General features: G+C 63.3%; 25 protein-coding genes. 11 read left to right on the plus strand and 14 right to left on the minus strand.

The genetic code is table 11. From position 1 onward, the window contains the following. Window positions 1-24 precede the first annotated feature (24 nt). Window positions 25-513 (minus strand): protein-export chaperone SecB, encoded by a 489-nt coding sequence (gene secB, locus ABIE49_RS21510; protein WP_192740657.1) that lies wholly within the window; start codon window positions 511-513, stop codon window positions 25-27. Window positions 514-952: 439 nt separating this feature from the next. On the opposite strand from secB, the gene ABIE49_RS21515 reads away from it, so the two are divergent. The 4 genes from ABIE49_RS21515 (at window position 953) to ABIE49_RS21530 (ending at window position 5,001) form a co-directional block, all read left to right on the plus strand. Further along, the gene (locus ABIE49_RS21515) at window positions 953-1,657 is read left to right on the plus strand and encodes a Tim44/TimA family putative adaptor protein (protein WP_192740658.1); all 705 of its coding nucleotides are present in this window, start codon (window positions 953-955) and stop codon (window positions 1,655-1,657) included. Then, a complete protein-coding gene (gene mltA / locus ABIE49_RS21520) occupies window positions 1,635-3,191 on the plus strand; it encodes a murein transglycosylase A (RefSeq protein WP_502915920.1) in 1,557 nt (518 codons plus the stop codon). Before ABIE49_RS21515 ends, mltA begins: the two co-directional genes overlap by 23 nt. A 35-nt stretch (window positions 3,192-3,226) precedes the next feature. Beyond that, a complete protein-coding gene (locus tag ABIE49_RS21525) occupies window positions 3,227-3,784 on the plus strand; it encodes a Smr/MutS family protein (protein WP_502915921.1) in 558 nt (185 codons plus the stop codon). A gap of 176 nt (window positions 3,785-3,960) precedes the next feature. Further along, complete coding sequence (locus ABIE49_RS21530) at window positions 3,961-5,001, plus strand: IS110 family RNA-guided transposase (protein ID WP_192740894.1); 1,041 nt, start codon at window positions 3,961-3,963, stop codon at window positions 4,999-5,001. Window positions 5,002-5,360: 359 nt separating this feature from the next. Here the strand turns inward: ABIE49_RS21530 and ABIE49_RS21535 are convergent, their stop codons facing one another. The 5 genes from ABIE49_RS21535 to hslV form a co-directional block, all read right to left on the minus strand. Next, window positions 5,361-6,485: a hypothetical protein gene (locus tag ABIE49_RS21535; RefSeq protein ID WP_192736133.1), complete on the minus strand. Its 1,125-nt coding sequence runs from the start codon at window positions 6,483-6,485 to the stop codon at window positions 5,361-5,363. 163 nt (window positions 6,486-6,648) lie between these two features. Next, window positions 6,649-7,950 carry an ATP-dependent protease ATPase subunit HslU gene (hslU, locus tag ABIE49_RS21540; protein ID WP_192736134.1) on the minus strand — a complete coding sequence of 434 codons (1,302 nt, stop codon included), beginning with the start codon at window positions 7,948-7,950 and terminating at the stop codon, window positions 6,649-6,651. 49 nt (window positions 7,951-7,999) lie between these two features. Next, window positions 8,000-8,611, minus strand: coding sequence for a DUF2585 domain-containing protein (locus ABIE49_RS21545; protein ID WP_192736135.1), 612 nt, complete (start codon window positions 8,609-8,611; stop codon window positions 8,000-8,002). Further along, window positions 8,608-9,090: a GNAT family N-acetyltransferase gene (locus tag ABIE49_RS21550; protein ID WP_192736136.1), complete on the minus strand. Its 483-nt coding sequence runs from the start codon at window positions 9,088-9,090 to the stop codon at window positions 8,608-8,610. The genes ABIE49_RS21545 and ABIE49_RS21550 overlap by 4 nt, the downstream gene beginning before the upstream one ends. A gap of 3 nt (window positions 9,091-9,093) precedes the next feature. Beyond that, window positions 9,094-9,651: an ATP-dependent protease subunit HslV gene (gene hslV / locus ABIE49_RS21555; RefSeq protein WP_192736137.1), complete on the minus strand. Its 558-nt coding sequence runs from the start codon at window positions 9,649-9,651 to the stop codon at window positions 9,094-9,096. A 179-nt stretch (window positions 9,652-9,830) separates the two neighbouring features. Here hslV and hisB point away from each other — a divergent pair, with 179 nt between their 5' ends. The 7 genes from hisB (at window position 9,831) to coaA (ending at window position 14,640) form a co-directional block, all read left to right on the plus strand. Next, window positions 9,831-10,424 (plus strand): imidazoleglycerol-phosphate dehydratase HisB, encoded by a 594-nt coding sequence (gene hisB, locus ABIE49_RS21560; protein ID WP_192736138.1) that lies wholly within the window; start codon window positions 9,831-9,833, stop codon window positions 10,422-10,424. A gap of 138 nt (window positions 10,425-10,562) precedes the next feature. After that, a complete protein-coding gene (locus tag ABIE49_RS21565) occupies window positions 10,563-11,093 on the plus strand; it encodes a DUF2628 domain-containing protein (protein ID WP_192736139.1) in 531 nt (176 codons plus the stop codon). Continuing rightward, window positions 11,090-11,740 carry an imidazole glycerol phosphate synthase subunit HisH gene (gene hisH, locus ABIE49_RS21570; RefSeq protein ID WP_192736140.1) on the plus strand — a complete coding sequence of 217 codons (651 nt, stop codon included), beginning with the start codon at window positions 11,090-11,092 and terminating at the stop codon, window positions 11,738-11,740. Before ABIE49_RS21565 ends, hisH begins: the two co-directional genes overlap by 4 nt. Continuing rightward, the gene (gene hisA / locus ABIE49_RS21575) at window positions 11,728-12,477 is read left to right on the plus strand and encodes a 1-(5-phosphoribosyl)-5-[(5-phosphoribosylamino)methylideneamino]imidazole-4-carboxamide isomerase (protein WP_192736141.1); all 750 of its coding nucleotides are present in this window, start codon (window positions 11,728-11,730) and stop codon (window positions 12,475-12,477) included. Before hisH ends, hisA begins: the two co-directional genes overlap by 13 nt. Window positions 12,478-12,487: 10 nt before the next feature. Next, on the plus strand, window positions 12,488-13,264 hold the full coding sequence (hisF, locus tag ABIE49_RS21580; RefSeq protein ID WP_192736142.1) for an imidazole glycerol phosphate synthase subunit HisF: 777 nt from the start codon (window positions 12,488-12,490) through the stop codon (window positions 13,262-13,264). A gap of 80 nt (window positions 13,265-13,344) precedes the next feature. Next, window positions 13,345-13,668 (plus strand): phosphoribosyl-ATP diphosphatase, encoded by a 324-nt coding sequence (locus ABIE49_RS21585; RefSeq protein WP_192736143.1) that lies wholly within the window; start codon window positions 13,345-13,347, stop codon window positions 13,666-13,668. A gap of 15 nt (window positions 13,669-13,683) precedes the next feature. After that, on the plus strand, window positions 13,684-14,640 hold the full coding sequence (gene coaA, locus ABIE49_RS21590) for a type I pantothenate kinase (RefSeq protein WP_192736144.1): 957 nt from the start codon (window positions 13,684-13,686) through the stop codon (window positions 14,638-14,640). 101 nt (window positions 14,641-14,741) lie between these two features. On the opposite strand, the gene ABIE49_RS21595 is transcribed toward coaA, so the two are convergent. From ABIE49_RS21595 to gshB, 8 genes are all read right to left on the minus strand, one after another. Next, window positions 14,742-16,991, minus strand: a complete 2,250-nt coding sequence (locus ABIE49_RS21595; RefSeq protein ID WP_192736145.1) for a PAS domain-containing hybrid sensor histidine kinase/response regulator — start codon at window positions 16,989-16,991, stop codon at window positions 14,742-14,744. 150 nt (window positions 16,992-17,141) lie between these two features. Continuing rightward, window positions 17,142-17,609 carry a hypothetical protein gene (locus ABIE49_RS21600; RefSeq protein ID WP_192736146.1) on the minus strand — a complete coding sequence of 156 codons (468 nt, stop codon included), beginning with the start codon at window positions 17,607-17,609 and terminating at the stop codon, window positions 17,142-17,144. 1,062 nt (window positions 17,610-18,671) lie between these two features. After that, entirely contained in the window at window positions 18,672-20,210 is a 1,539-nt protein-coding gene (locus ABIE49_RS21605; protein WP_192736147.1) for a YifB family Mg chelatase-like AAA ATPase, read from the minus strand. Between the two features lie 90 nt (window positions 20,211-20,300). Next, window positions 20,301-20,606, minus strand: a complete 306-nt coding sequence (locus tag ABIE49_RS21610; RefSeq protein ID WP_192736148.1) for a hypothetical protein — start codon at window positions 20,604-20,606, stop codon at window positions 20,301-20,303. A gap of 114 nt (window positions 20,607-20,720) precedes the next feature. Beyond that, window positions 20,721-21,032: a hypothetical protein gene (locus ABIE49_RS21615; RefSeq protein WP_192736149.1), complete on the minus strand. Its 312-nt coding sequence runs from the start codon at window positions 21,030-21,032 to the stop codon at window positions 20,721-20,723. A 318-nt stretch (window positions 21,033-21,350) separates the two neighbouring features. Continuing rightward, window positions 21,351-21,944 carry a calcium-binding protein gene (locus ABIE49_RS21620; protein ID WP_192736150.1) on the minus strand — a complete coding sequence of 198 codons (594 nt, stop codon included), beginning with the start codon at window positions 21,942-21,944 and terminating at the stop codon, window positions 21,351-21,353. 289 nt (window positions 21,945-22,233) lie between these two features. Continuing rightward, window positions 22,234-23,217, minus strand: a complete 984-nt coding sequence (locus ABIE49_RS21625) for an MBL fold metallo-hydrolase (protein WP_192736151.1) — start codon at window positions 23,215-23,217, stop codon at window positions 22,234-22,236. Window positions 23,218-23,381: 164 nt separating this feature from the next. Further along, complete coding sequence (gene gshB / locus ABIE49_RS21630) at window positions 23,382-24,329, minus strand: glutathione synthase (RefSeq protein WP_192736152.1); 948 nt, start codon at window positions 24,327-24,329, stop codon at window positions 23,382-23,384. Window positions 24,330-24,336 lie beyond the last annotated feature (7 nt).

Raw genomic sequence — 24,336 nt, forward strand, 5'->3', positions numbered from 1 at the left:
GCGTTTAGCCGCTGAGCGCCCCTGTTAGCTGGGCTTTGCGCCCGAGGCAGCCTGCTCTGCCGCCTGCCGCTCCATGTTCTGGCGATACAGGCCGACGAAATCGACGGGATCGAGCATCAGCGGGGGGAACCCGCCGTCACGTACCGCGGTGGCAATGATTTCGCGTGCGAACGGGAACAACAGCCGCGGGCATTCGATCATGACCAGCGGGTGCAGGTTTTCCTTCGGCACATTGACGATGCGGAACACGCCCGCATAGGCGAGGTCGAACGAAAACATGAGCTTGCCGGCATTTTCCGCCTTGCCCTCGATCGAAAGCGTGACCTCGAACTCGCTCTCGGAAAGATTATTGGCGCCGACATTGATCTGGATGTTGATGGCCGGCTGCTGCTGCTGAGGCGCCAGCGAACCCGGGGCGTTCGGATTCTCGAACGACAGGTCCTTGGTATACTGCGCCAATACGTTGAGCTGGGCAGGGGCCTGCTCTGCGGGCGCGCCGTTACCGTTGGTCATGAAACTCTCCTAAAAACGCTGGCGAGCGGAGCCCGGGTTATCGTCTGAATTCGCTCGGCGGGCGGAAATGCCTTTGCCGGGCGAGTGGCTATCATAGCCCCGCCTTATTCCACAAGGACGACGGCCTGAAGGCGGGTCCGGCCAACCGCCATTTGTGACAGATATGGCTAATAGCGCGCGGCCGGCCTCCCAGCGAGCCCCTTTGGGGTCATCCTAAACAATTGAATATGCGTGATTTCCGGAAATGATCGGATTTCCCCTCGCGGCCAAAACGCGCTACAATTCACCCGCGCCAAAACGCGCCATTGGCCGGGCAAAGTTTCATGCCTACATGCTGCAGTCTCGATTGAAGATGTAATCTCTGCCGTTCCCGGGCTCATGAGGGAACCCTCGACCGCCGGACCCGTTGCCGGCGTTAGAACCAGAAAGCGAATACGACGTGGATATTTACACTATCATCTTCCTGGCGCTGGCCGTCTTCATCTTCCTGCGCCTGCGCAGCGTCCTCGGACAGCGCACTGGGAGCGAACGGCCGCCCTATGATCGCGCCGCGCCGAACGTCGTGCAGCGTACGCAGGACAACAACGTCGTGCCGATGCCCGGTGCCGTGATCGATCAGACGCCGTTGGCGCCGACCGCGGACGTTGCGCCGGCGACCGACCGCTGGAAGGGCATTGCGGAAGCGGGCACGCCGCTGGCGCAAGGCCTCGACGCGCTTGTGGCGCAGGATTCCTCGTTCGATCCCCGTCACTTCCTCTCCGGCGCCCGCAGCGCCTACGAGATGATCGTGCTGGCGTTTGCCAATGGCGACCGCCGCGCGCTCAAGGATCTGTTGTCGAGCGAGGTCTATGAGAGTTTCGACGCCGTGATCAAGGATCGCGAGAAGCACGAGCAGAAAACCGAAACGCGGTTTGTTTCGATCGACAAGGCCGAACTGGTGGGTGCGGAAGCCCGCGACAAGGCGGCACAGCTGACGGTGCGGTTCGTGTCGCAGATGATCTCGGTCACCCGCGACAAGACCGGCGCCATTGTCGATGGAACGCCGGATAAGGTCGCCGATATCACCGATGTCTGGACATTTGCCCGCGACACGAGTTCCCGCGATCCGAACTGGAAGTTGGTTGGCACCGGAAGCGCCAGCTAGCGCGCACAGCCTTGTAAGGTCTCTTGCAAGGTTGGCGCTGGCTGCGATCGCTATCACGTTGTCACTGGCTCCCCTGGACGCATCCGCCGCGCGTCGGGCGCGGTCGCATGCACATCCGCCACCGCACCCGGTATCCGAACGTCACCTTCCGTATCCGCAGCTGGATTTGCCGTTACAGATCACCAACACGCAATATTCGCCGGTCGCCTGGTCCGACATCACCGGCTGGCGCGAAGACGACCATCTGGCCGCCTACAAGACCTTTCGCGACAGCTGCAAGCCGATAGCAGCGCAAACCAAACCACCATCCGAACCGAAGGCGATTGGTACCTCGCTGCGCGATCCCTGCCGGGTCGCCAGGGGTCTCGAACTAACCGACGGCGCCAGGGCGAAAGCGTTCTTCGAGGAGCATTTTCTGCCCTTGCGGATATCGCGGCTCGGCGAGCCCGAGGGCTTTGTCACCGGCTATTACGAGCCCATCGTCGACGGCTCGCGGACGGAGAACGAAGTCTACAAGGTGCCGGTCTATCGCCGGCCGTCCAATCTGTTCGTTCGCGGCGTCACGCAGAGCTCGGTCGGTTTGCCCAACGGGGGCAAGGTGTTTCGCAAGATTGGCCGCCGCAAGCTGGTGCCCTATTACGATCGCGCCGAGATCGAGGACGGTGCGATCGAGGGCCGTGGCCTCGAAATCTGCTTTCTGAAGGACCAGACCGATCTGCTGTTCTCGCAGATCCAGGGTTCGGCGCGGGTCAGCCTCGATGATGGCTCGACGGTTCGCATCAATTACGATGCGCATAATGGTTATCCCTACACGCCGGTCGGCCGCATCCTGATCGAACGCAACATCATTCCCAGGGATCAGATGTCGATGCAGAAGATCCGGGAGTGGATGACGGCGAACCCCGATGGCGCCAACGAGTTGCGACGCCAGAACCGTTCCTACGTGTTCTTCCGCGAGGTAAACCTCTCCGACAAGGACGAAGCGGTCGGCGCCCAGGGTGTGCCGCTGACGCCGGGCCGCTCGATCGCGGTTGATAAGGCGCTGCATGTCTATGGCACGCCGTTCTTCATCGAGGGCGAGTTGCCGATCGAAACCGACAAGTCCAAGACACCGTTTCGGCGGCTGATGATCGCGCAGGACACGGGGTCTGCGATCGTCGGGCCCGCCCGCGCCGATCTCTATCTCGGCGCCGGAGCCGATGCAGGCAAGGTAGCAGGCCGCTTCCGCCACCCCATGCGTTTTGTCATGCTGTTGCCGAAGAGCCTCGATCCCTCCGCGCTGGGCCGCAAGCTGCCGGTGCCGGACGAACGGCCGTCGGAAAAAATCGCAAAGCTGTTTCCGCAGGTTGATCCACTAAAGGATCCGAAGAACGCCACTCCCGCTGCAACACCGCCCGCGACCGCACCCACATCCGCCGCGCAGGCCGCCGTGGTAAAACCGGTGCCGCTGCCGGCGGCCCGGCCCGGTGTCAAACCGGCTTCCGAACCGGTCCGCCACCGCCACATCCGCCGCTTCCGCCACCACCGTCAATGAAACGCCGGACGTCGAGCTCGATCCCCGAAATACCAATGCCGCCGCGGCGCAAGCGCGGCCTCAGCGAGGAAGATCGTGCGCTGTGGGAAAGCGTGGCCAAGCAGGTCAAGCCGCTGCGAAAGCGGCACCGCACCGTGAAGCCGCCGGCAGCCGCGCCGGAGGCGGAAGCCAGTGTCGCTGCCAAGCCTGTTGCATCACCGAAGGCGATGCCTTCGCCACGGCTCATTCCTCCGTCACGGCCGGAGCCGCCACCGCTGGCGCCGATCGGACGCCGTGAACGCTCACAGCTTTCGCGTGGCCGGAAAGATATCGACGCCCGGCTCGATTTGCACGGCATGACGCAGATCCGCGCGCACCGCGTGCTGCTGACCTTCCTGCAGCGCGCGCACAGCGATGGCCTCACCTTCGTGCTCGTCATCACCGGCAAGGGCAAAGTGGGCGGCTCGGAGGCCGAGCGCGGCGTGTTGCGCCGTCAGGTGCCGCAATGGCTCAGCCTGCCGGAATTCCGCTCGCTGGTGGTCGGATTCGAGGAGGCCCATATCGGCCACGGCGGCGAGGGCGCGCTGTACGTGCGGGTACGCAGGGTTCGCTAGCTTCGTAGATGGGGTAACGGGCCCCGGTCTGCCTTCCAAGCAAGCCGCGCTTGCTACGGCGCTGTTGGGTGCGCGCTTCGCGCGGCTTGCTTGGAAGGCGGGCGGTCGTCCCTCACATGGATGGTGTTTACGGAGTCGAGGATGGACCTCGCTCCAAGCATCAAGGAGAGACGACCATGGAGTATTATGCAGGAATCGACGTGTCATTGGAATGCTCAAGCGTGTGCGTTGTTGATGGGAACGGCAAGATTTTCCGCGAGAGCAAGGTGGCAAGCGAGCCGGCGGCGCTGATCGGTTGGTTCACCTCGCTCGGGATCGGGCTGGGCCGGATCGGGCTGGAAGCTGGGCCGCTGTCGCAATGGCTGTACGCGGTGATGAAGCAGGCTGGGCTCGCAGTTGAGCTGTTGGAGACGCGGCACGTGCACGACGCGTTCAAGGCGATGCCAGTGAAGTCGGACCGCAATGACGCACGGGGGATCGCGCAACTGATGCGGCTGGGCTGGTTCCGGCCGGTTCACTGCAAGTCGGTGGCGGCGCAGGAAGTGAGAGCCTTGCTGACGGCGCGCAAGCTGGTTCAGAGCAAGCTTCTGGACGTCGAGAACAGCCTGCGCGGGATCTTGCGCGGCTTTGGGCTGAAGGTCGGCAAAACGACGGGAACAGATTTTGCTGGACGGATCAACGAGTTGGTGAAGGGGCATCCCAACCTGGAAGTGATCGCAGAAGCGCTGCTCAAGGTGCGGACCGTCCTGCTGAGCGAGTTCAAGGCCTTCGAGAAGCGGGCAGGCAGGATGTCGCTGATGAATGCCAAGGCCAGGTTGTTGATGTCGACGCCTGCGGTGGGGCCAATCATCTCACTGACCTATGCCGCAGCGATCGATGATCCCGCGCGGTTCACATCCTCCAAGCAAGCCGGGTCGCATTTTGGGTTGACGCCGAAGAAGCACCAGTCCGGCGAGACCGACCGATCGGGCCGGATCAGCAAGATCGGCGACGCTTCCGTGCGCGAGGCGCTCTACCAGGCCGCTCACATCATGCTGACGAAGCCGATCAAGGGATGTTCGCAGCTCAAGAGCTGGGCGATGCGGATCGCCAAACGGGCCGGCATGAACAAGGCTAAGGTCGCGCTGGCCCGCAAGCTCGCCGTGATCATGCATCGCATACTCAAGGACGGTGCGCCCTTCAATCCGGCCACCAAGGCTAACGCTGCAACGGCTTAGGAGCAAAAACGACAGGTTTTCGGGCGGGTCACGACACCAGCCTTCCCGAAGCGAAGTCCCTTCGCCGGGACGATGGATCAGGTCAGGCCGACATCCGGGATGTCGACACATCGAACGATGTGATCACGCTTCCGTAGATTGGCCGACCTATCCTCTTACGAACCCCATCAGGCGACGGCCCTTGCGCCGATCCCGTACAGAAGCAAGTTCCCGGCGAGCGGATGACGCAAAAGGGATTGACTAATCGAGGCCCGTTACAGAAGCCCGGATGAAGCGAAGCGAAATCCGGGAACTGTCTCTCAGATTGCAGACCTGTCCCGGATTGCGCCTCGCTTCATCCGGGCTACGGACTGTAGAATTCAGAACGGCCGCACGATGCCGACGCGCGGGATCAGCGTGACGATCCAGCCGAAGACCATGGTCCTCCGATCATCGGTCGATATCGGCGCCACCTCGCGCGCGGCAGGCAGGGTCTTTATCGCGTGCAGGAGCAGGAACAGGCACACCGCCCAGTTCGAAATCCAGCGCGAATAGTCGAACACCATCGCAAACATGACGAGATAGCCGAGCGTGATGATTGTGATCGCCGCGATGACGATGCGGCGGTGAACGTTGGCCGAGAGGGCTGCGATTGAACTCGAAAAATATCGCCACAGCGGTGTGTGCAACCAGAGCAACAGCGCGAAAACGGGAAACCCCAGAAGATTATGCGGCAGGCGGGCCCAGGTGTCGGCAACCTCCTTCGCCAGCGGCTGGTACCAGATATAGGCAAAGCTCAGCAGATTGGTGCGGGTGGGATCGGCCATGCGGCTCTGCAGGTAGCTGACGAAGTCAGCCTCGGGCACTGCCATGGTACCAAGAAATTGTGCGGCGACGAACAGCAAACCGGTGGCCGCGAGCGCGGCGATGCCAGTGACGATCTCCAATCGATCTGCCTCCCGCGCCAGGTAATAACGCAGCACCACGATGGCCGCGATGGTCGGCACATACATCAGGAGATGAATGTGATGGATCAGCACGAGGATCATCGAGAACAGCGTGGCGAGCAGCACATAGAACAGCGAGCGCGCCGGAATCAGCAACAGGACGATTGCGAACAGACATCCGTAGATGTCGAAATGCCCGAGCGTGTGCATGAAATTCTTCAGGAAGAACGGCGAGCCGGCCATGAACACGAACAGCGGCAGATGCGCGTCGTCGAAACCGAATGTCCGTTTGAACAGTCGCACGAACAGGCCCGCCGTGATGAGCCAGACGGCGCCGCTGATCGCGAACACCAGCCACACCGGCACTTTCGCGGTGAACAGCGCCACGATGGCGCCGATCAGCGCGCGCTTGGTAAAGCCGAAATGATAATCGACGAGAAGATGGATATAGGGGACGAAAGGGGGCAGCGCGATCTTGTGCAGGAATACCCCGACGAACACGGCGGCATTGACGGCCAGCATCAAGCGCCAGGGGTTTTCCCGGACCCGCAAATTCATCATTGTCGTCCCGGCCTTGAGCTCAGATGCGCAATGCGCATCGGGGGACCCATACGCCGCAGCCGTCGTTGCTTAGCACGATGGTCGATGGCTTCGTTCAACAATGGACGACCGGGGTTATGGGTCCCGGCTCGAGGCCGGGACGACAATCTTTGCTTTGATACTACAAAATAAACCGGCTCAAATCCGCGTTCTTGGCGAGATCGCCGACATGCTTCTGCACGTAGTCGGCGTCGACCTTGATGGTCTCGCCGTGGCGGTCCGGGGCGGCAAAGGAAATCTCGTCGAGCACGCGTTCCATCACCGTCTGCAGGCGCCGCGCGCCGATATTTTCCACGGTGGAGTTGACGGCCACCGCGACGTCAGCCAGCGCGTCGATGGCGCCGTCGGTGATGTCGAGCGTGACGCCTTCGGTCTGCATCAGCGCGATATATTGCTTGATCAGCGACGCCTCCGGCTCGGTCAGGATGCGGCGCATGTCGTCGCGGGTCAGCGCTTCCAGCTCGACGCGGATCGGCAACCGGCCCTGCAACTCGGGCAACAGGTCCGACGGTTTTGCGATATGGAACGCGCCGGACGCGATGAACAGGATATGGTCGGTTTTGACCGCGCCGTGCTTGGTCGAGACGGTGGTGCCTTCGATCAGCGGCAGCAGGTCGCGCTGCACGCCTTCGCGCGAGACGTCGCCGCCGGTGCGGCCGTCGCGCACGCAGATCTTGTCGATCTCGTCGAGGAACACGATACCGTTGTTTTCGACCGCGTTGATCGCTTCCAGCACCAGCTGATCGCTGTCCAAGAGCTTGTCGGATTCTTCGTTCACCAGCGTCTCGTGTGAATTCTCGACCGTCAGGCGGCGGGTCTTGGTCCGTCCGCCCATCTTGCCGAAGATATCGCCGATCGAAATCGCACCCAGCTGGGCGCCGGGCATTCCCGGGATTTCGAACATCGGCATGCCGCCCGATGACGACGTCTCGATTTCGATTTCCTTGTCGTTCAGCTCGCCGGCGCGCAGCTTCTTGCGGAAGGAATCGCGGGTGGCGGGACTCGAAGCCGGCCCGACCAGTGCGTCGAGCACGCGCTCCTCGGCCGCGAGCTGAGCGCGGGCCTGCACGTCTTTCCGTTTGCGCTCGCGGGTCTGGGAGATCGCAACCTCGACGAGATCGCGGATGATCTGCTCGACGTCGCGGCCGACATAACCGACCTCGGTAAACTTCGTGGCTTCGACCTTGATGAAGGGGGCGCCGGCCAATTTCGCCAGCCGTCGCGCGATCTCGGTCTTGCCGACGCCGGTCGGCCCGATCATCAGGATGTTCTTCGGCAGCACCTCTTCGCGCAGACTGCCGGTGAGCTGCAGCCGCCGCCAGCGGTTGCGCAGCGCAATCGAGACGGCGCGCTTGGCGTCGGCCTGGCCGACGATGAAGCGGTCGAGTTCGGAGACGATTTCACGGGGAGAAAAGTTGGTCATCGGCTTTAGCTAGGGTGAAATCTCGTTCTCGGCAAGGCGAACAAACCGCCTAGATTATCGGCGGCCCGGCCTGCCATTGCTTGATCGCCTCGAAGGGGTAGAGCAGCATGATGATGTTCAGCGCCAGATTGTCGCGAATGTGCAGCGCCAACACGATTTCGAACGCCAATGCCAGCGCTACAGTGGCCGCGACCGGCAGCTTCCTGGCCAACAGGAAACCGCCGATCATGGCGAAATTGTCGGAAATCGAATTGACGATGGTGTCGCCGAAATAGTCCAGCGAGATGGTGCCGGTCCGATAGCGATCGATGATCCAACTCGAATTCTCGACCAGTTCCCAAGCACCTTCGACCAGCATCGCAAGTATCAGGCGTGCGGGCCATGCGAGACGTGGAAACAGAAGATGGGCCGCGCCATAAAACAGGAAGCCGTGCAGAATATGCGACAGCGTGTACCAGTCGGCGATGTGCTGCGAATTCTCCGAGCTCTGCACCACGCTGTGCCAGAGCTTGACGTAGCCGCAGGCGCAGATCGGCAGGCGGCCCATCGCATAGAGGATCAAGGCCTGCACCACCAGGATGCCGGCGGCCATCAACAGCCAGTGCCAGGCCGTAACACTGCTGGCGAGGGGAGGCCGTGCGGCGGCGCTGCCTGTGGTCATGGATTGCGGACCATCAGCAGCGCGGGACCATCTGGTGTATCGACCATATGGGCTCTTTTGAATCCGGCCTTCTCATAGGCGCGCACAGCGCGGTGGTTGGCGGGGTCGGGATCGGTGACCATGCGCGGCGCGCCGTGCGCCAGCCGCGCGTCGACGAAGGCCCGAATCAGTGCCGAGCCATGGCCGCGTTCGATCATGCCGGGTTCACCAATAAAGAGATCGATGCCACGGGTGCCCTTGGGGTGAGTGCCGAAGCCGGAATTCCAGGCGGTAAGATCATAGCACTGGATGTAGCCGAAATCGGCGCCGTTTGTCGAAACGACAAATTGATCCATGGCCGGCTCGTCGAGATCGCCGCTGACCAGCGCATATTGCTCGTCCGGATCGCCCCACCATTCCCGGACATGGGGATGCGCGAGCCATTGCCGGGTCAGCGGCAGATCCGCTGAGGTCATGGGGCGAAAGACGTAAGCCGCCATCGATCAGCCGCCCAGTGCCTCGATGGTCACGTTGCGGTTGGTGTAGACGCAGATATCAGCGGCGATATCGAGCCCGCGGCGAACGATGGCCTCGGCATCCTTGTCGGTATCAATCAGCGCACGGGCGGCGGCCAGCGCATAATTTCCGCCGGAGCCGATCGCCATCACGCCGGCCTCCGGCTCCAGCACGTCGCCGGTGCCGGTCAGCACCAGCGAGACGTCCTTGTCGGCGACGATCATCATCGCTTCCAGGCGGCGCAGATAGCGGTCGGTGCGCCAGTCCTTGGCGAGTTCGACCGCGGCGCGGGTCAATTGACCCGGATACTGCTCCAGCTTGCTCTCCAGCCGCTCGAACAGGGTGAAAGCGTCAGCGGTGGCGCCGGCAAAGCCGCCGATGACGTCGCCCTTGCCGAGTTTGCGGACCTTCTTGGCGTTGGATTTGATCACGGTCTGGCCGATCGAGACCTGGCCGTCGCCGCCGATCACCACCTTGCCGCCCTTGCGGACCGTTAAAATGGTGGTGCCGTGCCAGACCGACGGCTCGTTGGGGGATGCTTGCATGGAATACCTCGTGTCCGACCAGATTTAGGGGCTCGAGCGCGCCGTTACAATCGGCCGAATTTGGTCACTATAGGGGGAAGTTGAGCCTTTTAAGCACGATCCCGCAGTGGCGAAGGCGACTTTGGCCTGTTAAAAGGGCCGCGTTTTCGGCCGGGAAGAGGCAAAGGAAAGCACATTTCATGCGCATAGCGACCATCAAGCGCAAGACCAAGGAGACCGACATCGAGGTGGCGGTAAACCTCGATGGCACCGGCGTGTCCAAGGTTTCGACCGGTATCGGCTTCTTCGACCATATGCTCGACCTCCTGGCCCGGCATTCGCGCATCGACATCACGGTCAAGGCGGATGGCGATCTCCATGTCGACCATCACCACACCACCGAGGACGTCGGCATCGCGCTGGGGCAGGCCGTGAAGCAGGCGCTCGGCACCATGGCCGGGATCACCCGCTATGCCTCGATCCACATGCCGATGGACGAGACGCTGTCGCGCGTCGTGATCGACATTTCGGGCCGGCCGGTGCTGGTGTTCAAGGTGGATTTTCCGCGCGACAAGATCGGCGAATTCGACACCGAGCTGGTTCGCGAATGGTTCAATGCGTTCACGACCAACGCCGGCGTGACTTTGCACGTCGAAACCCTATATGGCGAGAACAGCCATCATATCGCCGAATCCTGCTTCAAGGGTTTGGCCCGGGCGCTTCGGACGGCGGTTGCGATTGATCCAAAAACCGCGGGCGAAGTGCCATCCACCAAGGGTCAGCTCGGCGGCTGATTTTGGACCATGATCTGGACCCGGAGGGCCCCGCTGGCGAAAAGTGGGAACCGGTTTTCCCGAAACGGTCCATGCTTGAACTAAAAGGCTGATCGGACTGACCAATCAGCTCGATCTGGTTCGCGGCGGAGAGTGACGATGCCGGTCTATACAGTGCATGCCCCGGTCAATGGCGGCGCCGATCTGGTGGCGACGGACAGGTTTATTTTCGTCCGTGACGGCTTCCATTTCTGGGCCGCGGTGGTGAGCCTGCCGTGGCTGGTCTGGCATCGTCTGTGGCTGGCGCTGATCGGCTGGATCGCACTGACCGTTGCGATCGCATTCGGCCTGAGGGCGCTCGGCGCCGGAGCTGGTACCGTCCTGTTCGCCAATTTCCTGATTGCGGTTCTGATGGGCTTTGAAGCCGCCAGCCTGCGGCGCTGGACGTTCTCGCGGCGCAAATGGCGGCAGCTCGATATCGTGGTAGCCGATGATGAGGAAGCCGCCGAGCAGCGCTTCTTCGATCGCTGGACCGCAAGGCAGCGCGGCCTCACCAACGACCAATGGGCGGTCGAGCGCGGCGGGCCGCCGCCGACCCGCAACGTTCCGGGACAGGCATTCTCGAAGCCGCCGCCGATGCCGCAGGGCGGCATCATCGGGCTGTTTCCCGAGCCGGGAGGATCACGATGAGCGTTGCGATCATCGATTATGGCTCGGGCAATCTGCACTCGGCGGCCAAGGCGTTCGAGCGCGCCGCGCGGAGCATGGAGAATCCGCCGAAGATCATGGTGACGCGCGATCCCGAAGCGGTGTTTCGCGCCGATCGCATCGTGTTGCCCGGCGTCGGCGCCTTCGCCGATTGCCGCAGGGGCCTCGATGCCGTCGACGGCATGCTCGAGGCGATGACGGAAGCCGTCCGGTCCAAGGCGCGGCCGTTCTTCGGCATCTGCGTCGGCATGCAGCTGATGGCAACGCGCGGCAAGGAGCATGTCACCACCGACGGCTTCAACTGGATCGCAGGTGACGTCGAAAAGATCACGCCGCGCGAGGAGAATCTGAAAATTCCGCACATGGGCTGGAACACGCTCGACATGGTGCGCGAGCATCCGGTGCTGGAACGCCTGCCGCTCGGGCCGAAGGGCCGCCACGCCTATTTCGTGCACTCCTATCACCTCAACGCCTCCAATGAAGCGGATGTGCTGCTGCGCGCCGAATACGGCGGGCCGGTGACGGCGATGGTCGGCAAGGACACCGCGATCGGTACGCAATTCCACCCGGAGAAGAGCCAGCGTTTCGGACTGGGTCTGATCTCGAACTTTTTGAAATGGAAGCCGTGATCCTTTTCCCCGCTGTCGATCTGAAGAACGGCCAGTGCGTGCGCCTCGAACAGGGCGACATGGCGCGGGCAACCGTGTTCAACCTCGATCCCGCGGCGCAGGCGCGCGCCTTCGCCGAGCAGGGGTTTGAATATCTTCATGTCGTCGATCTCGACGGCGCCTTTGCCGGCAAGCCGATGAACGCGCTGGCGGTCGAAGGGATGCTCAAAGCGGTCAGCATGCCGGTGCAGCTCGGCGGCGGCATTCGCGACCTCAAGACCATCGAGGCCTGGCTCGACAAGGGCATTGCGCGCGTGATCATCGGCACCGCGGCGGTGCGCGACCCGGAACTGGTGAAGAGCGCCGCAAAAAAATTCCCCGGCCGCGTCGCGGTCGGTCTCGACGCCCGCGACGGCAAGGTCGCCGTCGAAGGCTGGGCCGAGACCTCGCAGGTGACCGTGCTCGAAATCGCGCAGCGGTTCGAGGACGCCGGCGTCGCCGCGATCATTTTTACGGACATCGCGCGCGACGGTCTGCTCAAGGGCCTCAACCTCGACGCGACGATAGCGCTGGCCGAGAGCATCTCCATTCCCGTCATCGCCTCCGGCGGCTTTGCTTCCATCGAGGACGTCAAGGCGCTGCTGGAGCCGCGCGCCAAAAAGCTCGCAGGCGCCATCGCCGGCCGCGCGCTCTATGACGGCCGGCTCGATCCTGCCGCGGCGCTGACGCTGATCCGCAACGCGCGCAGCGCGGCCTAGGGAGACCAAGATGTTCAAGGTCCGCGTGATCCCCTGCCTCGACGTCAAGGACGGCCGCGTGGTCAAGGGCGTCAACTTCGTCGATCTGCGCGACGCCGGCGATCCCGTGGAAGCGGCGATCGCGTATGACGCCGCCGGCGCCGACGAGCTCTGCTTCCTCGACATCACCGCCACCCACGAGAACCGCGGCACCATGCTCGACGTTGTCAGGCGGACGGCGGAGGCCTGCTTCATGCCGCTGACGGTCGGCGGCGGGGTGCGGACCATCGAGGACATCAAGACGCTGCTGCGATCCGGCGCCGACAAGGTTTCGATCAACAGCGCCGCGGTCTCCAACCGCGAATTCGTCAAGCAGGGCGCCGAAAAGTTCGGCGAGCAGTGCATCGTGGTCGCGATCGACGCCAAGCGGGTCAAGCGCGCCGGCGGCTCGGACCGCTGGGAGATTTTCACCCATGGCGGGCGCAATTCGACCGGGATCGACGCCATCGAATACGCCCAGGAAGTGGTCTCGCTCGGCGCCGGCGAAATCCTGCTGACCTCGATGGATCGGGACGGCACAAGGCAGGGCTTCGACCTGCCGCTGACGCAGGCCATCGCCGACAGCGTTCCCGTACCGGTAATCGCGTCCGGCGGCGTCGGCAACCTGGACCACCTCGTGGACGGCATCCGCCAGGGCCACGCCACCGCGGTGCTGGCGGCCTCGATATTCCACTTCGGCGAATTTACCATTCGCCAAGCCAAGGAGCACATGGTGCGCGCCGGGCTGCCGATGCGGCTCGATCCCTGACGACTCCCCGTCACAAAAGTGCTAAGTCCGTGATCGGGATGGCGCGGGCCTTCAGCCGGCGCACGTGTTGAGTTCAGTTGATGCCACGTTTCACCATTCATGATCTGGCCGCCACCATCGATGCCCGGGCCGCATCGGGGGGAGAGGCGTCCTACACCCGCAAGTTGCTCGACAAGGGCGCCGAGCACTGCGCCAAGAAACTGGGCGAGGAAGCGGTCGAGACCGTGATCGCCGCGGTCGAGAACGATCGCGACCACCTGATCGCCGAGAGCGCCGATTTGCTGTTTCATTTGCTGGTGCTGCTCAAAGCGCGCGGCGTGACGCTGGAAGAAGTCGAGACCGCGCTCGGGCAACGTACCAACCAGTCCGGGCTGGAAGAAAAAGCCGCGCGCAAGCGCGATTGAGCAAGAGGCGACGCCATGGACATTCGGGCGACGGACCAGCAATACAATCCCTACCGGATCTTCACGCGCGAGCAGTGGGCGCGATTGCGCGACGACACGCCGATGACGCTGGAGCCGGGCGAGTTCGAACGGCTGCGTTCGCTGCACGACCGCCTCGATTTGCAGGAGGTCGAGGACATCTTCCTGCCGCTGTCGCGGTTGCTGTCGATCTATGTCGATGCGACCTTGCGGCTCTACCAGGCGCAGCGCCAGTTCCTCGGCATCCGCGACCGCAAGGTGCCCTACATCATCGGCGTCGCGGGTTCGGTCGCGGTCGGCAAATCCACCACCGCGCGCGTGCTGCAGGCGCTCTTGGCGCGCTGGTCGCCGCGGCCCAAGGTCGAAATGGTGACGACCGACGGTTTTCTGTTTCCGAACGCCGTGCTCGAGCGGCAGGGCCTGATGCAGAAGAAGGGCTTTCCCGAGAGCTACGACCTGCCGATGCTGCTGTCGTTCCTGAGCGACATCAAGGCCGGCCGGCGGCCGGTACGCGCGCCGGTCTATTCGCATTTGACCTACGACATCGTTCCCAACCAGTGGATCGAGGTCGACCGCCCCGACATCCTGATCGTCGAAGGCGTCAACGTGCTGCAGACCGGCCGCCTGCCGCGCGACGGCAAGGCGGTGCCTGTGGTCTCCGACTTCTTCGACTTCTCGGTTTACATCGACGCCGACGAGGCGGTGCTGCGCCAATGGTATGTGCGGCGCTTCCTCGCGTTGCGCGACACGGCGTTTACCGATCCGCGGTCCTACTTCCATCGTTACGCGCCGCTCTCCGACGAGGAAGCGACGGCGACGGCGCTGGCGATCTGGGAACGTACCAACCTTGCCAATCTCGAAGACAACATCCTGCCGACGCGGCCGCGGGCGACGCTGATCCTCAAGAAGGGCGCCGATCACGTCGTTGAGACCGTCGCGCTGCGGCGGCTGTAGCCAGCTTCGTAGGGTGGGCAAAGGCGCGTTGCGCCGCGCCCACCGTCACGACCTTGCTCTTGATGGTGGGCACGCTCCGCTTTGCCCACCCTACAAACTTATCAAGCCGGGATGTGCCGCGAGGCCGCCAGGCCTGCGATGGCCTCCGCCAGTTTCTCGCGATCGAGCGGCTTGATCAGGAAGCCATCCATCCCGGCTTCGAAGCAGGCATAACGATCTTCCACCAGCGTGTTGGCGGTCAGCGCCAGGATCGGCGTCCGGCGGCCGGGCAGGCCGGATTCCAGCGTGCGCATCCGCTTGGTGGTTTCGATGCCGTTGAGCTGCGGCATCTGGATGTCCATCAGCACCAGATCATAGCCGGCGCCGGCCGATTTGGCCGACAGCCAGGATTCCAGCGCCTCTTCGCCATTGGTGGTGATGACGGCCTGGTGCCCCAGCCGGCTCAGCAAGGAGCGCATCAACAGCGCGTTGATCTCATTGTCTTCCGCGACCAGGATCGAAAGCCCCTTGCTCGCCGGCGCCGGCGTCGGGGCAGGCTCGTCCAGGCCGGTCATGGCATCGCTGACGACGCTCGGCGCCGAGATCTCGGGCGTGGCCGTCAGGCGCGCCGCGAGCGAAGCGGCGCGGAGCGGCTTGACCAGATAGCCGGTGAAGGGGGATGCCGCTGATGGCTGCAGCTCCTGCCGCGTGGCCGGCGTGAACATCACGATGCGCTGCGTGGCGTGCAGCCGTGCGGCCTCGCCGAACGCCTCGATGGTTTTGGTACCGAGCGCGTGATCGATCAGGATGGCGTGCCAGGGGCGCTCCGGCAACAGCGCCTGGGCGACGTCGGAATCGGAAACCATGCAGGTCTGGCCGCCCCAGCGCTGCAGCCGCCGCGCGGTCAATGAGGCCTCGATGCTCTGCGGCGACACCAGCATGATCGACTGGCCGGTCAGGTCGGGTGCGGCAAACGTCTTCGGCGAGCCGGAATCGGAGGCCGGCAGCGGGATCGTCACCTCGAACGTCGAACCGGTACCGGGCTTGCTCTCCAGCGTGATGCGGCCGCCCATCCGCTTGACGATGCGGTCGCTGATGCTGAGGCCCAATCCCGTGCCGCCATAACTGCGCGCGATGCGGTCGTCGGCCTGCTCGAATTCGCGGAAGATGCGCTCCTGCGCCTCGGGCGCGATGCCGATGCCGGTGTCGCGCAACACAAAACTGACCTCACCCGGACGGATGCCGGGCTCGACAATCAATGCGACGCCGCCGGTCGCGGTGAACTTGATCGCGTTGCCGGCAAGATTGAGCAGCACCTGGCGCAGCCGCGCCGCATCGCCGACCACTTCCATCGGCAGGCGCTCGTCGATATAGGCGGCGATCTCGAGCTTGCGGGCCTGCGCGCGCGGCGCCAGCAATTCGGTGATGCCCTCGATCAGCTCCGGCAGGGCGAAGGCGCGATGCTCGAGGTCGATCTTGCCGGCCTCGATCTTGGAATAGTCCAGCAGCTCCTCGATCAGCGACAGCAACGCGTCGCCGGAGGTCTTCACCGCCTTGACGTAGGTGGTCTGTTCCGGCGTCAGCGGCGTATCCAGCAGCAGGCCACTCATGCCGATGATGCCGTTCAGCGGCGTGCGGATCTCGTGGCTCGCCATGGCGAGGAAGCGCGACTTGGCGCGGCTGGCGGCATCGGCCTGGTCGCGGGCCTCGGCCAGCGCGCGCTCGCTCTCGGTGCGGTTGGTGACGTCGCGGCCGACGCTCTGCATTTCGGATGGCCCGCCGGCGTCGTTGCGCACCAGCGCTTCACGCCAGGCGATCCATCGCGGCCCCTCGGGACCCGTGATCTTCTGGTCATGGATACGCGTGCCGTTCCATTCCAGCACGCTGTCGCCCTGTTCCAGAACTTCGAGCGTAGCGGTGCTGCCGATCAGGGCCTCGCGCGGCGCTTGCGCCAGTTCGCAATAGGCATCGTTGACGAAGGTGATGCAGCCGTCGGTGTCGCGCAGGATGATCAGGTCGCCCTGCGATTCGAACAGGCGGCGGGTGCGCTGCTCGGCTTCCTGCAACTCCCAATTCCGGTCCGCCATCGCTTCATTGTGCAAGGCGACCTTTTGCATCTTCTTGCGCAGGAAGCGAAACCGGGCGCTCTGGGCGGCCAGCGCGACGCAGGCGATCGCGAACAGGAAACTGATGCCGATCGCAAAGGTGTGCGGATTGTAGCCGGATATTTCCGAGCGGCTTGCGGTAATGAAGCCGTAGGCGCCGCCAAAGGTGGCGGAAAAGACGATGAACGAGCGGAGGGTGAAGCTGACCCAGGGATGCCGGCGGCCAAAGCGGCGGAAGTATAGTTTGATCCGGTAAGTCCGCCCCATCGTCAGTTACCCTGAGATTGTTTGCTCGAATTGAGGCGGCTCGATTCGCCCGGTGCGTCCCGAGAGACGATGCGTCGCCGACCTTGAAAAGTGTTTGAGGCTCGCTGCCTTTCGCGGGTGCGATAAAAACAGGGTTGATGAAGTGTTAACTCACAGCGAGGCGGCCACGACGCGAGGCTGTGCGCCGCGGGCGCTGACGATGAGGGCGGCGGCATCGCGCGCCGAAAAACTCTTCGAGCGCACGAAGATGCGGTAATCGGCGGGTCCCTCCGTCGAGAGATAGATGACGGGCTCGGACGGCGATGGCGAGCTGGAAATCGCGACCAGCTGCGGCGGCGAATGGCTTTCGCAGGCCCCACGCTCGGTGCTGTCGATGTCGTCGATGACGGTGAAGTCCGCCGCTTCCGCGCTGTCGGAGATCTGGACGCGGACCGTGGCGCGGCCGGGATCGCTGGTGAAACTGACGTGACGTTCGGCCTGCCAGGACAGGGCCGCGATCTGGACCGAAGCGCCCGCAATCTCGATACAGGGGCGCGGACCGGTCGAGAACTCGCCGCGGGCGAACAGGGCGACGACGGCCAGCGGAACCACCGAGGCCAAAACCTTGAAACGCAACATGACACTACCCACTCAGCACAAGCCCGCGACAAGGGGCTTATGGTTGGCAGAGGGTAAAGAAAACTCGTTACTACGGGGTTTATGAGCCGCGATGTCGCTCGCTCCACGTGTCGCCCCGGCGAACGCCGGGACCCCGCGGCAGTCATTTTGCGAAAGGTATCGAACGCCGGCATTCTCATTGATGGGCCGCGGCGTATGGGTCCCGGCGGTCGCCGGGACGACGAGGATAGGTCATCGCAAACATGACTTCACGATCTCGCGGCGCAAAGCGCCCGAAGTTTTTTAAAATCATTCGCCCAAATTAAGAGGGCGCAGGGAATGCCGGATGCGCGCTGCACCCGCGGTCCCGTGTGCGGTTTGCACAAAACAAAGTGCACACGAGCATACAGGGCAGCGGAGAACATCCGACATTCCCTGCGCAGTGGCTTTACGGCTTATGCCGTGATCTCCCCGGAGACGAGTTCTTGGTTGACTCCGTCACTGCCGTTTCCGCTTGCGCTTCTCCGACAGCTTGACACCAGCAACGGGCGCCAGGACCACACGGTTTTGCCGTACGCTCGATCCACGCCGTCGTCAGACGTGAGCCCAGCGTCCACCGCAACCCGCCCAACGTCCGTGACGACGGCCGACGCCCTTCTGACCAGGACGGGATGGCCAACCATATGCACCTGATTTGCATTCTGGTAAACAGAAATATTTTTTATTCTGGGACTTGACATGATTTCCGTAAATCAGAACTGATTTGCCCGTCGGGTCATTTTGTCGCGACAAGATTAAAAGGCGGCCCGCCGGGACGGCTTACGTGGTGCCAGAGTGACGACTTGGCGACTGCGGGTCCGGCACAGTCCTAAGGCAACAACCGCAACTCGATTGTTTCGGCTTTCTGATTCCCGAGTGCAAGAGGTGATCGTCCGGTATGTAGATCTTGTAGGATGGGTGGAGCCAACGGGTCGCGCGAATGCGCGCCCGATGACAGGCTCCGCGATACCCATCAATGGCTGGCGACGAAGCTGGTGGGTATGGCTGCGCTCCACCCACCCTACGGACCTTTTGCTGAGCCGATTACGCCGCGCGCCGCGCATCGTCGGCCAATGCGCGATACGACAACGCTTCCGCCAGGTGCAGCCGGCCGATCTTTTCCGCGCCGTCGAGATCGGCCAGCGTGCGGGCGACGCGCAGCACGCGGTGATAGCCGCGCGCGGTCAGCTTCATGGTCTCGGCGGCGTCGCGCAGCAGCTTTTGTCCCTGCGCATCCGGCTGCGCGATGATTTCCAGCAGCGACGCCGGCGCTTCCGCATTGGTGCGGACATGCGGCATGCCGGCGGCGGCGTAACGCGCGAGCTGAACGTCGCGCGCGGCGGCGACGCGGGCGGCGACTTCGGCCGAGCCTTCGCTTGGCGGCGGCAGGATCAGGTCGGCCGCGGTCACCGCCGGCACTTCGATGCGCAGATCGATGCGGTCCATCATCGGCCCTGAAATGCGCACCTGATAATCCCCTGTGCAGCGGTCGATCCGGCCGCGCTTGCAGGAATAGCCGGGCTCATAGGCGTGGCCGCATCGGCACGGGTTCATCGCCGCGACCAGCATGAAGCGCGCCGGATAGGTGACGCGGTGATTGGCCCTGGACACCGCGACCTCGCCGTTCTCCAGCGGCTGGCGCAGCGAGTCCAGCACGCGCGGATCGAACTCCGGCAATTCGTCGAGGAACAGCACGCCCTGATGCGCCAGCGAGATCTCACCGGGTTTGGCGCGCATGCCGCCACCCGTGAGTGCGGCCATGCTGGCGGAATGATGTGGCGCCCGGAACGGCCGCCGCGCCGTCAATGCGCCGTCGCGGATTTCGCCGGCGACCGAGGCGATCATCGAGACTTCCAAAAGTTCGGACGGCGACAGCGGCGGCAGGATCGAGGGCAGCCGCGCCGCCAGCATCGATTTGCCGGCGCCGGGCGAGCCGATCATCAGCAGATGATGTCCGCCGGCCGCTGCGATCTCCAGCGCGCGTTTGGCGCTTTCCTGGCCCTTGATGTCTCTGAGGTCGAGGAGCGTTTCCTCGCGCTCGTGCACTTTCGGCTGCGGGCGTGACAGCAACTGCGTGCCTTTAAAGTGGTTGGCGATCTGGATCAGCGATTTTGCCGCGATGATCTGGATATCCGGGCTGGCCCAGGCCGCTTCCGTCCCGCACGCGGCGGGACAGATCAGGCCTTCGTCGCGCGAATTGGCGCCGATCGCCGCCGGCAGCACGCCCGCGACCGGCGCGATCGATCCATCGAGCCCGAGTTCGCCGAGCACGGTGAAGCCTGAAAGCGCGTCCGGCGGGATCGCGCCAATGGCGGCCATCAGGCCGAGCGCGATCGGCAAATCGTAATGGCTGCCTTCCTTCGGCACATCGGCCGGCGCGAGATTGACCGTGATCCGGCGCGCCGGCAGCGCCAGCCCCGAGGCGATCAACGCCGAGCGGACCCGCTCGCGCGCCTCGGAAACCGCCTTGTCCGGCAGACCGACGATCGCGAACGCCGGCAGCCCGGGCGCGACCTGCACCTGCACGTCGACCGCGCGGGCCTCGATCCCCTCAAAGGCTACGGTAGAAACCCGTTGAACCATGCCGACCCCTTGCCTCTACCGAGGGTAGCGGAACCGGGCGGGATGTGCAAGAACATTACGGGAACATGGGGGTTATGGCAGGGAGCCAGTTCATCGCGCGATGGGCAGCGTTCTGATCAGGCCGTCCACTTCCATCTGGTGCGTCAGATAATAGAGCCGGGCTATCTCTTTCTTCGAGAGGGTGACCATCGCCTGATAGTCACCGCCAAGCCGGACGTTGGTGTGGCAGTTCACCGTTATGCGCTCGACGACCCCACCGTCGCCGGAGAGAACGATGAGCGGCTCTTCCTTTGAAAAGTCCGTGCCAGGCGGACCTGCCGTCGTTTTGGTCAGGTCGAATGAAGCGATGCTCAGGCGGCCATGCTTCCGGGCCCAACCCTCAAACTGAATATCCATCGGAGCCTCCGACCGGGAATCTAGCGCATCATAGTCGTTCTTAAAATATATAGCGATTCGTTATTTATTTTAAGGGCGATGGTGCTATCGCACCAAAATCGGAGGTTTCGAGCCTTAGTTCAGCTTACTCGCCGCAACTACCGCCACATTCGCCGCCGGCTGCTCCAGCATCTTCAGCGCGGCATCGAGGCCGTTGCGCAAATTGACGGCGGCGTTCTGGCTGCAGCGCAGGCGGCCTGAGGAGATGAATTTTACCTCGGTCGAACCATCAGTCTTGGGAATGAGAATGCGGGTGGCGAGTTCGATCTCGACCGAGCCGTTCATGGTGCCGTAGGCGCCGACGATGTCGAAATAGACCAGCGGGGCGGCGGCTCCGGTGTCTTCATAGACGAGGTCGCCCGGCTTGGGGTTCGGTTGGTCGGTCATCGTGACTCTCCTTGGGGCGCTCCCCGCATCGCGGTAAGAGGCGGTTCGCTGATCCCCCTTACGCTATTCGATCGCGGCCGTCCCGACGATCGTCGGTGCAGCCTTTCCAGCGCCAGCACGGGGACGAGAGCGCGATATAACATCAACTCCAGCCCGGCAGCCGACCGAGCGGCGGCTTGGCATGATGAAGGCAGCGCGGCCGAAGGTCGACGCAAAGCGCCCACCGAAAAGACGACCCGTGGTCCCGAAGGCAACGGCGGGCCGGCCAGGCTGGCCCGCCGTCATCTCGGCGTCATTGCACCGGTATCAGGCCTCACCTCAGAAGATGTTGGTGGCCGCGAAGTCGCCGGTCGAGTTCAGACCGGGCAGCTCGATGCTGGTGTCGATCGTGCCATTGCCATCGAGGTCGGCGAACAGGTAGCCGTCCGTTCCGTTGGTGCCGAACACGAACCAGAGGCTGCTGTCGTCGTTGAAGTCTTCCTGGGCCAGTTGCTTCATCTCGTTGAAGTTGGCCTCGTCGCTGCCGAGGTCGTCGCCAGTCCACAGGAATTCATGATAGTTGGATTGGGAGCCGCGGGGCGAACTGGTCTGGAAGAGAATCGAGTCCTCGTTCGTATTGAAGTCGGTGATGACGTCGGCTTGGTCGTAGCTGGGACCGCTATGGCCCCTGTAGAACTCGAAGGTGTCTTGTCCGGAACCGCCGCTCAACGTGTCCCAGCCGGTGCCGCCCCTGATCCAGTCGTCGCCGCGGCCGCCATAGATCTCGTCATGGCCGCCGTTTCCGTAAAGAGTATCAGCGCCGCCATAGCCGCGGATGACGTCGTCACCGCTGCCGCCGCGCAACGTATCGGAGACGAAATCGTCGAGGCCGTAGCGCGTGCGCCAGGTATAAGTGCCATAAAGGTTAGACATTCAATTCTCCTGTTCCGAGTGAGCGGAAACGGGAGCGTGTGCGTCCCCATCCGCGATGAGCCATCCCATCGGGAACAGACGATGCCGCATTGTCGGCGCGCGCGCCGTGATTGACGTCACGGACGAACAGATGGAGAGACGTGGATTGGCTTGTCGCGATTCCTCGTTGTCGCCAACGAGGCGCGATCGGGATGCACGAACAGGACAAGGCGTGCGGCTTGCGAATCGTTCTCGCAAATCCGGATGGAAGAGGGGCGCGCCGAAGCGCGCCCCCGAACGCTCCTCCGGCTCAGAGGTTCATCACCATCGCCGACGGATAGTAATGGAAACCTTCGCTGGTCTTGCCGATGTGACCAAAGCCGGGCCAGGCGAAGTGATAGGACATGACCGGGGTCTTGTTGGCCGCGATCATGTCGAGCAGTTTCACGCGTGTGTCCGCCGCCTGCTTCGGATCCGAGTCGTAGGAGAATTGCATCCGCGGCTTTTCCAGAAGCAGTATCGGGTGGTGGGTGAGGTCGCCGAGGAAGGCAAAAGATTTTCCTTTCGAGCTCACCATGAAGATGGTGTGTCCGACCGTGTGGCCGGGGGCCGCGATCGCGGTCACGCCGGGCAGGAATTCCTGGTTGTCCTTGATGAAGACGATGCGATCGCGCACCGGCATCAAATTCTTGCGGGCATGAATCACAAAATCCTTCAGCGGACTGCCGAGCTTGCCTTCATCGGTCCAGAAATCGAAATCGCTCTGGGTGATGTAGACCTGCGCGTTGGGGAATAGCGGCTTGTCGTCGGCGCCGACGAGGCCGCCGATGTGGTCGATATGGGCGTGCGAGCACACCACGGCGTCGATATCGCCGGGCTTGATGCCGGCTTCCGCCATGCTCTTCTGCTGGCGGCCGGTGGTCGGGCCGAACGCTTTCGAAGTGCCCATGCCGGTGTCGAACAGGATCAGCTTGTCGCCGGTGTTGACGATCGGCGAGTTCTGCTCGAGCACGACATTTTCGGGGTCGAGGAAGTTGTCGGTCAGCATCTTCTTAACTTCGTCGTCGGACACGCCAACGAAGGTGCCCTTGGGCGGGCCGAGCGGCAGCGGGCCGTCGGAGACCACGGTCACCTCGGCGTCACCGAGAACGAAGCGGTGCCAGTAGGGCGTCTGCGTGCCGAGTTTCGGCGCTTTCGCCAGCGCGCTGCCGCCGAGCATGGTCGAGGCGCCGAGGCCAACACCAAGTCCTGCACCAAGAGCAAGCAGGGACCGTCGCGATACGTCCATCGTCATGGGTCTTCCTCCACTTTTTATGGAATTTGGCGTTGCCGCCCGGACAGATTCATCCGCGGCTACAGGCTGCTCCCGCGCCCTGAAATTGGCAAGTGGGATTAGCCACGCGAAAGCCGCGCGTACGAAATGTGCAAACGCATAACGCGCGACAATTATTGAGAAGATTATTTCTTGGCCCGCTTCGCCTCAATGGTGTCCCAAACCATCGCAGCGACGTCAGGACCGTCGAGCCGGGCGATGGCGCGGATGCCCGTGGGCGAGGTGACGTTGATCTCGGTGAGGTTGCCGTCGATCACGTCGATGCCGACCAGCAGCAGGCCACGTTCGCGGAGATGCGGTCCGAGCGTGGTGCAGATCTCGCGCTCGCGCGGCGAGAGGTCGGTGGCCTGGGCGGCGCCGCCGCGCACCATATTGGAGCGCAGATCGTCGGCGGCCGGCACGCGGTTGACCGCACCGGCAAATTCGCCGTCGACCAGGATGATGCGCTTGTCGCCGTGTTTGACCTCGGGCAGGAAGCGCTGGATCACCCAGGGCTCGCGGAAGGTGACGGAAAACATGTCGAACAGCGAACCAAAATTCATGTCCTGCGGCATCACGCGAAACACCGCCGCGCCGCCATGGCCGTGCAACGGTTTCATGACGACGGCGCCATGCTCGTCGCGGAACGAATTGATCTCATTGATGTCGCGCGAGATCAGCGTCGGCGGCATCAGCTGCGGAAAGTTCAGCACGAACAGTTTTTCCGGCGCGTTGCGCACGCTGGCGGGATCGTTGACGACCAGCGTCTTGGGGTGGATACGCTCCAAAAGATGCGTCGAGGTGATGTAGGCGAGGTCGAACGGCGGGTCCTGCCGGAGAAGTATGACGTCGAAAGCGTCAAGCGCCGTACGCTTGGGCTCGCCGAGGGTAAAGTGATCGCCGGGCTCGTCGCGCACGGTCAGCACCTGCACCGGCGCCACCAGCTCCTCGCCGCGCAGCGAGAGCTGGTCCGGCGTGTAATAGGAAATCGCGTGGCCGCGCTTTTGCGCTTCCAGCAACAAGGCAAAGGTCGAATCGCCGCGGATGTTGATACGCGCGATGGGGTCCATCTGGACGGCGACATTCAATTTCATGGGGCGG

This window comes from Bradyrhizobium sp. OAE829 (assembly GCF_040546575.1).
In the GTDB taxonomy this organism is placed as follows: Bacteria; Pseudomonadota; Alphaproteobacteria; order Rhizobiales; family Xanthobacteraceae; genus Bradyrhizobium.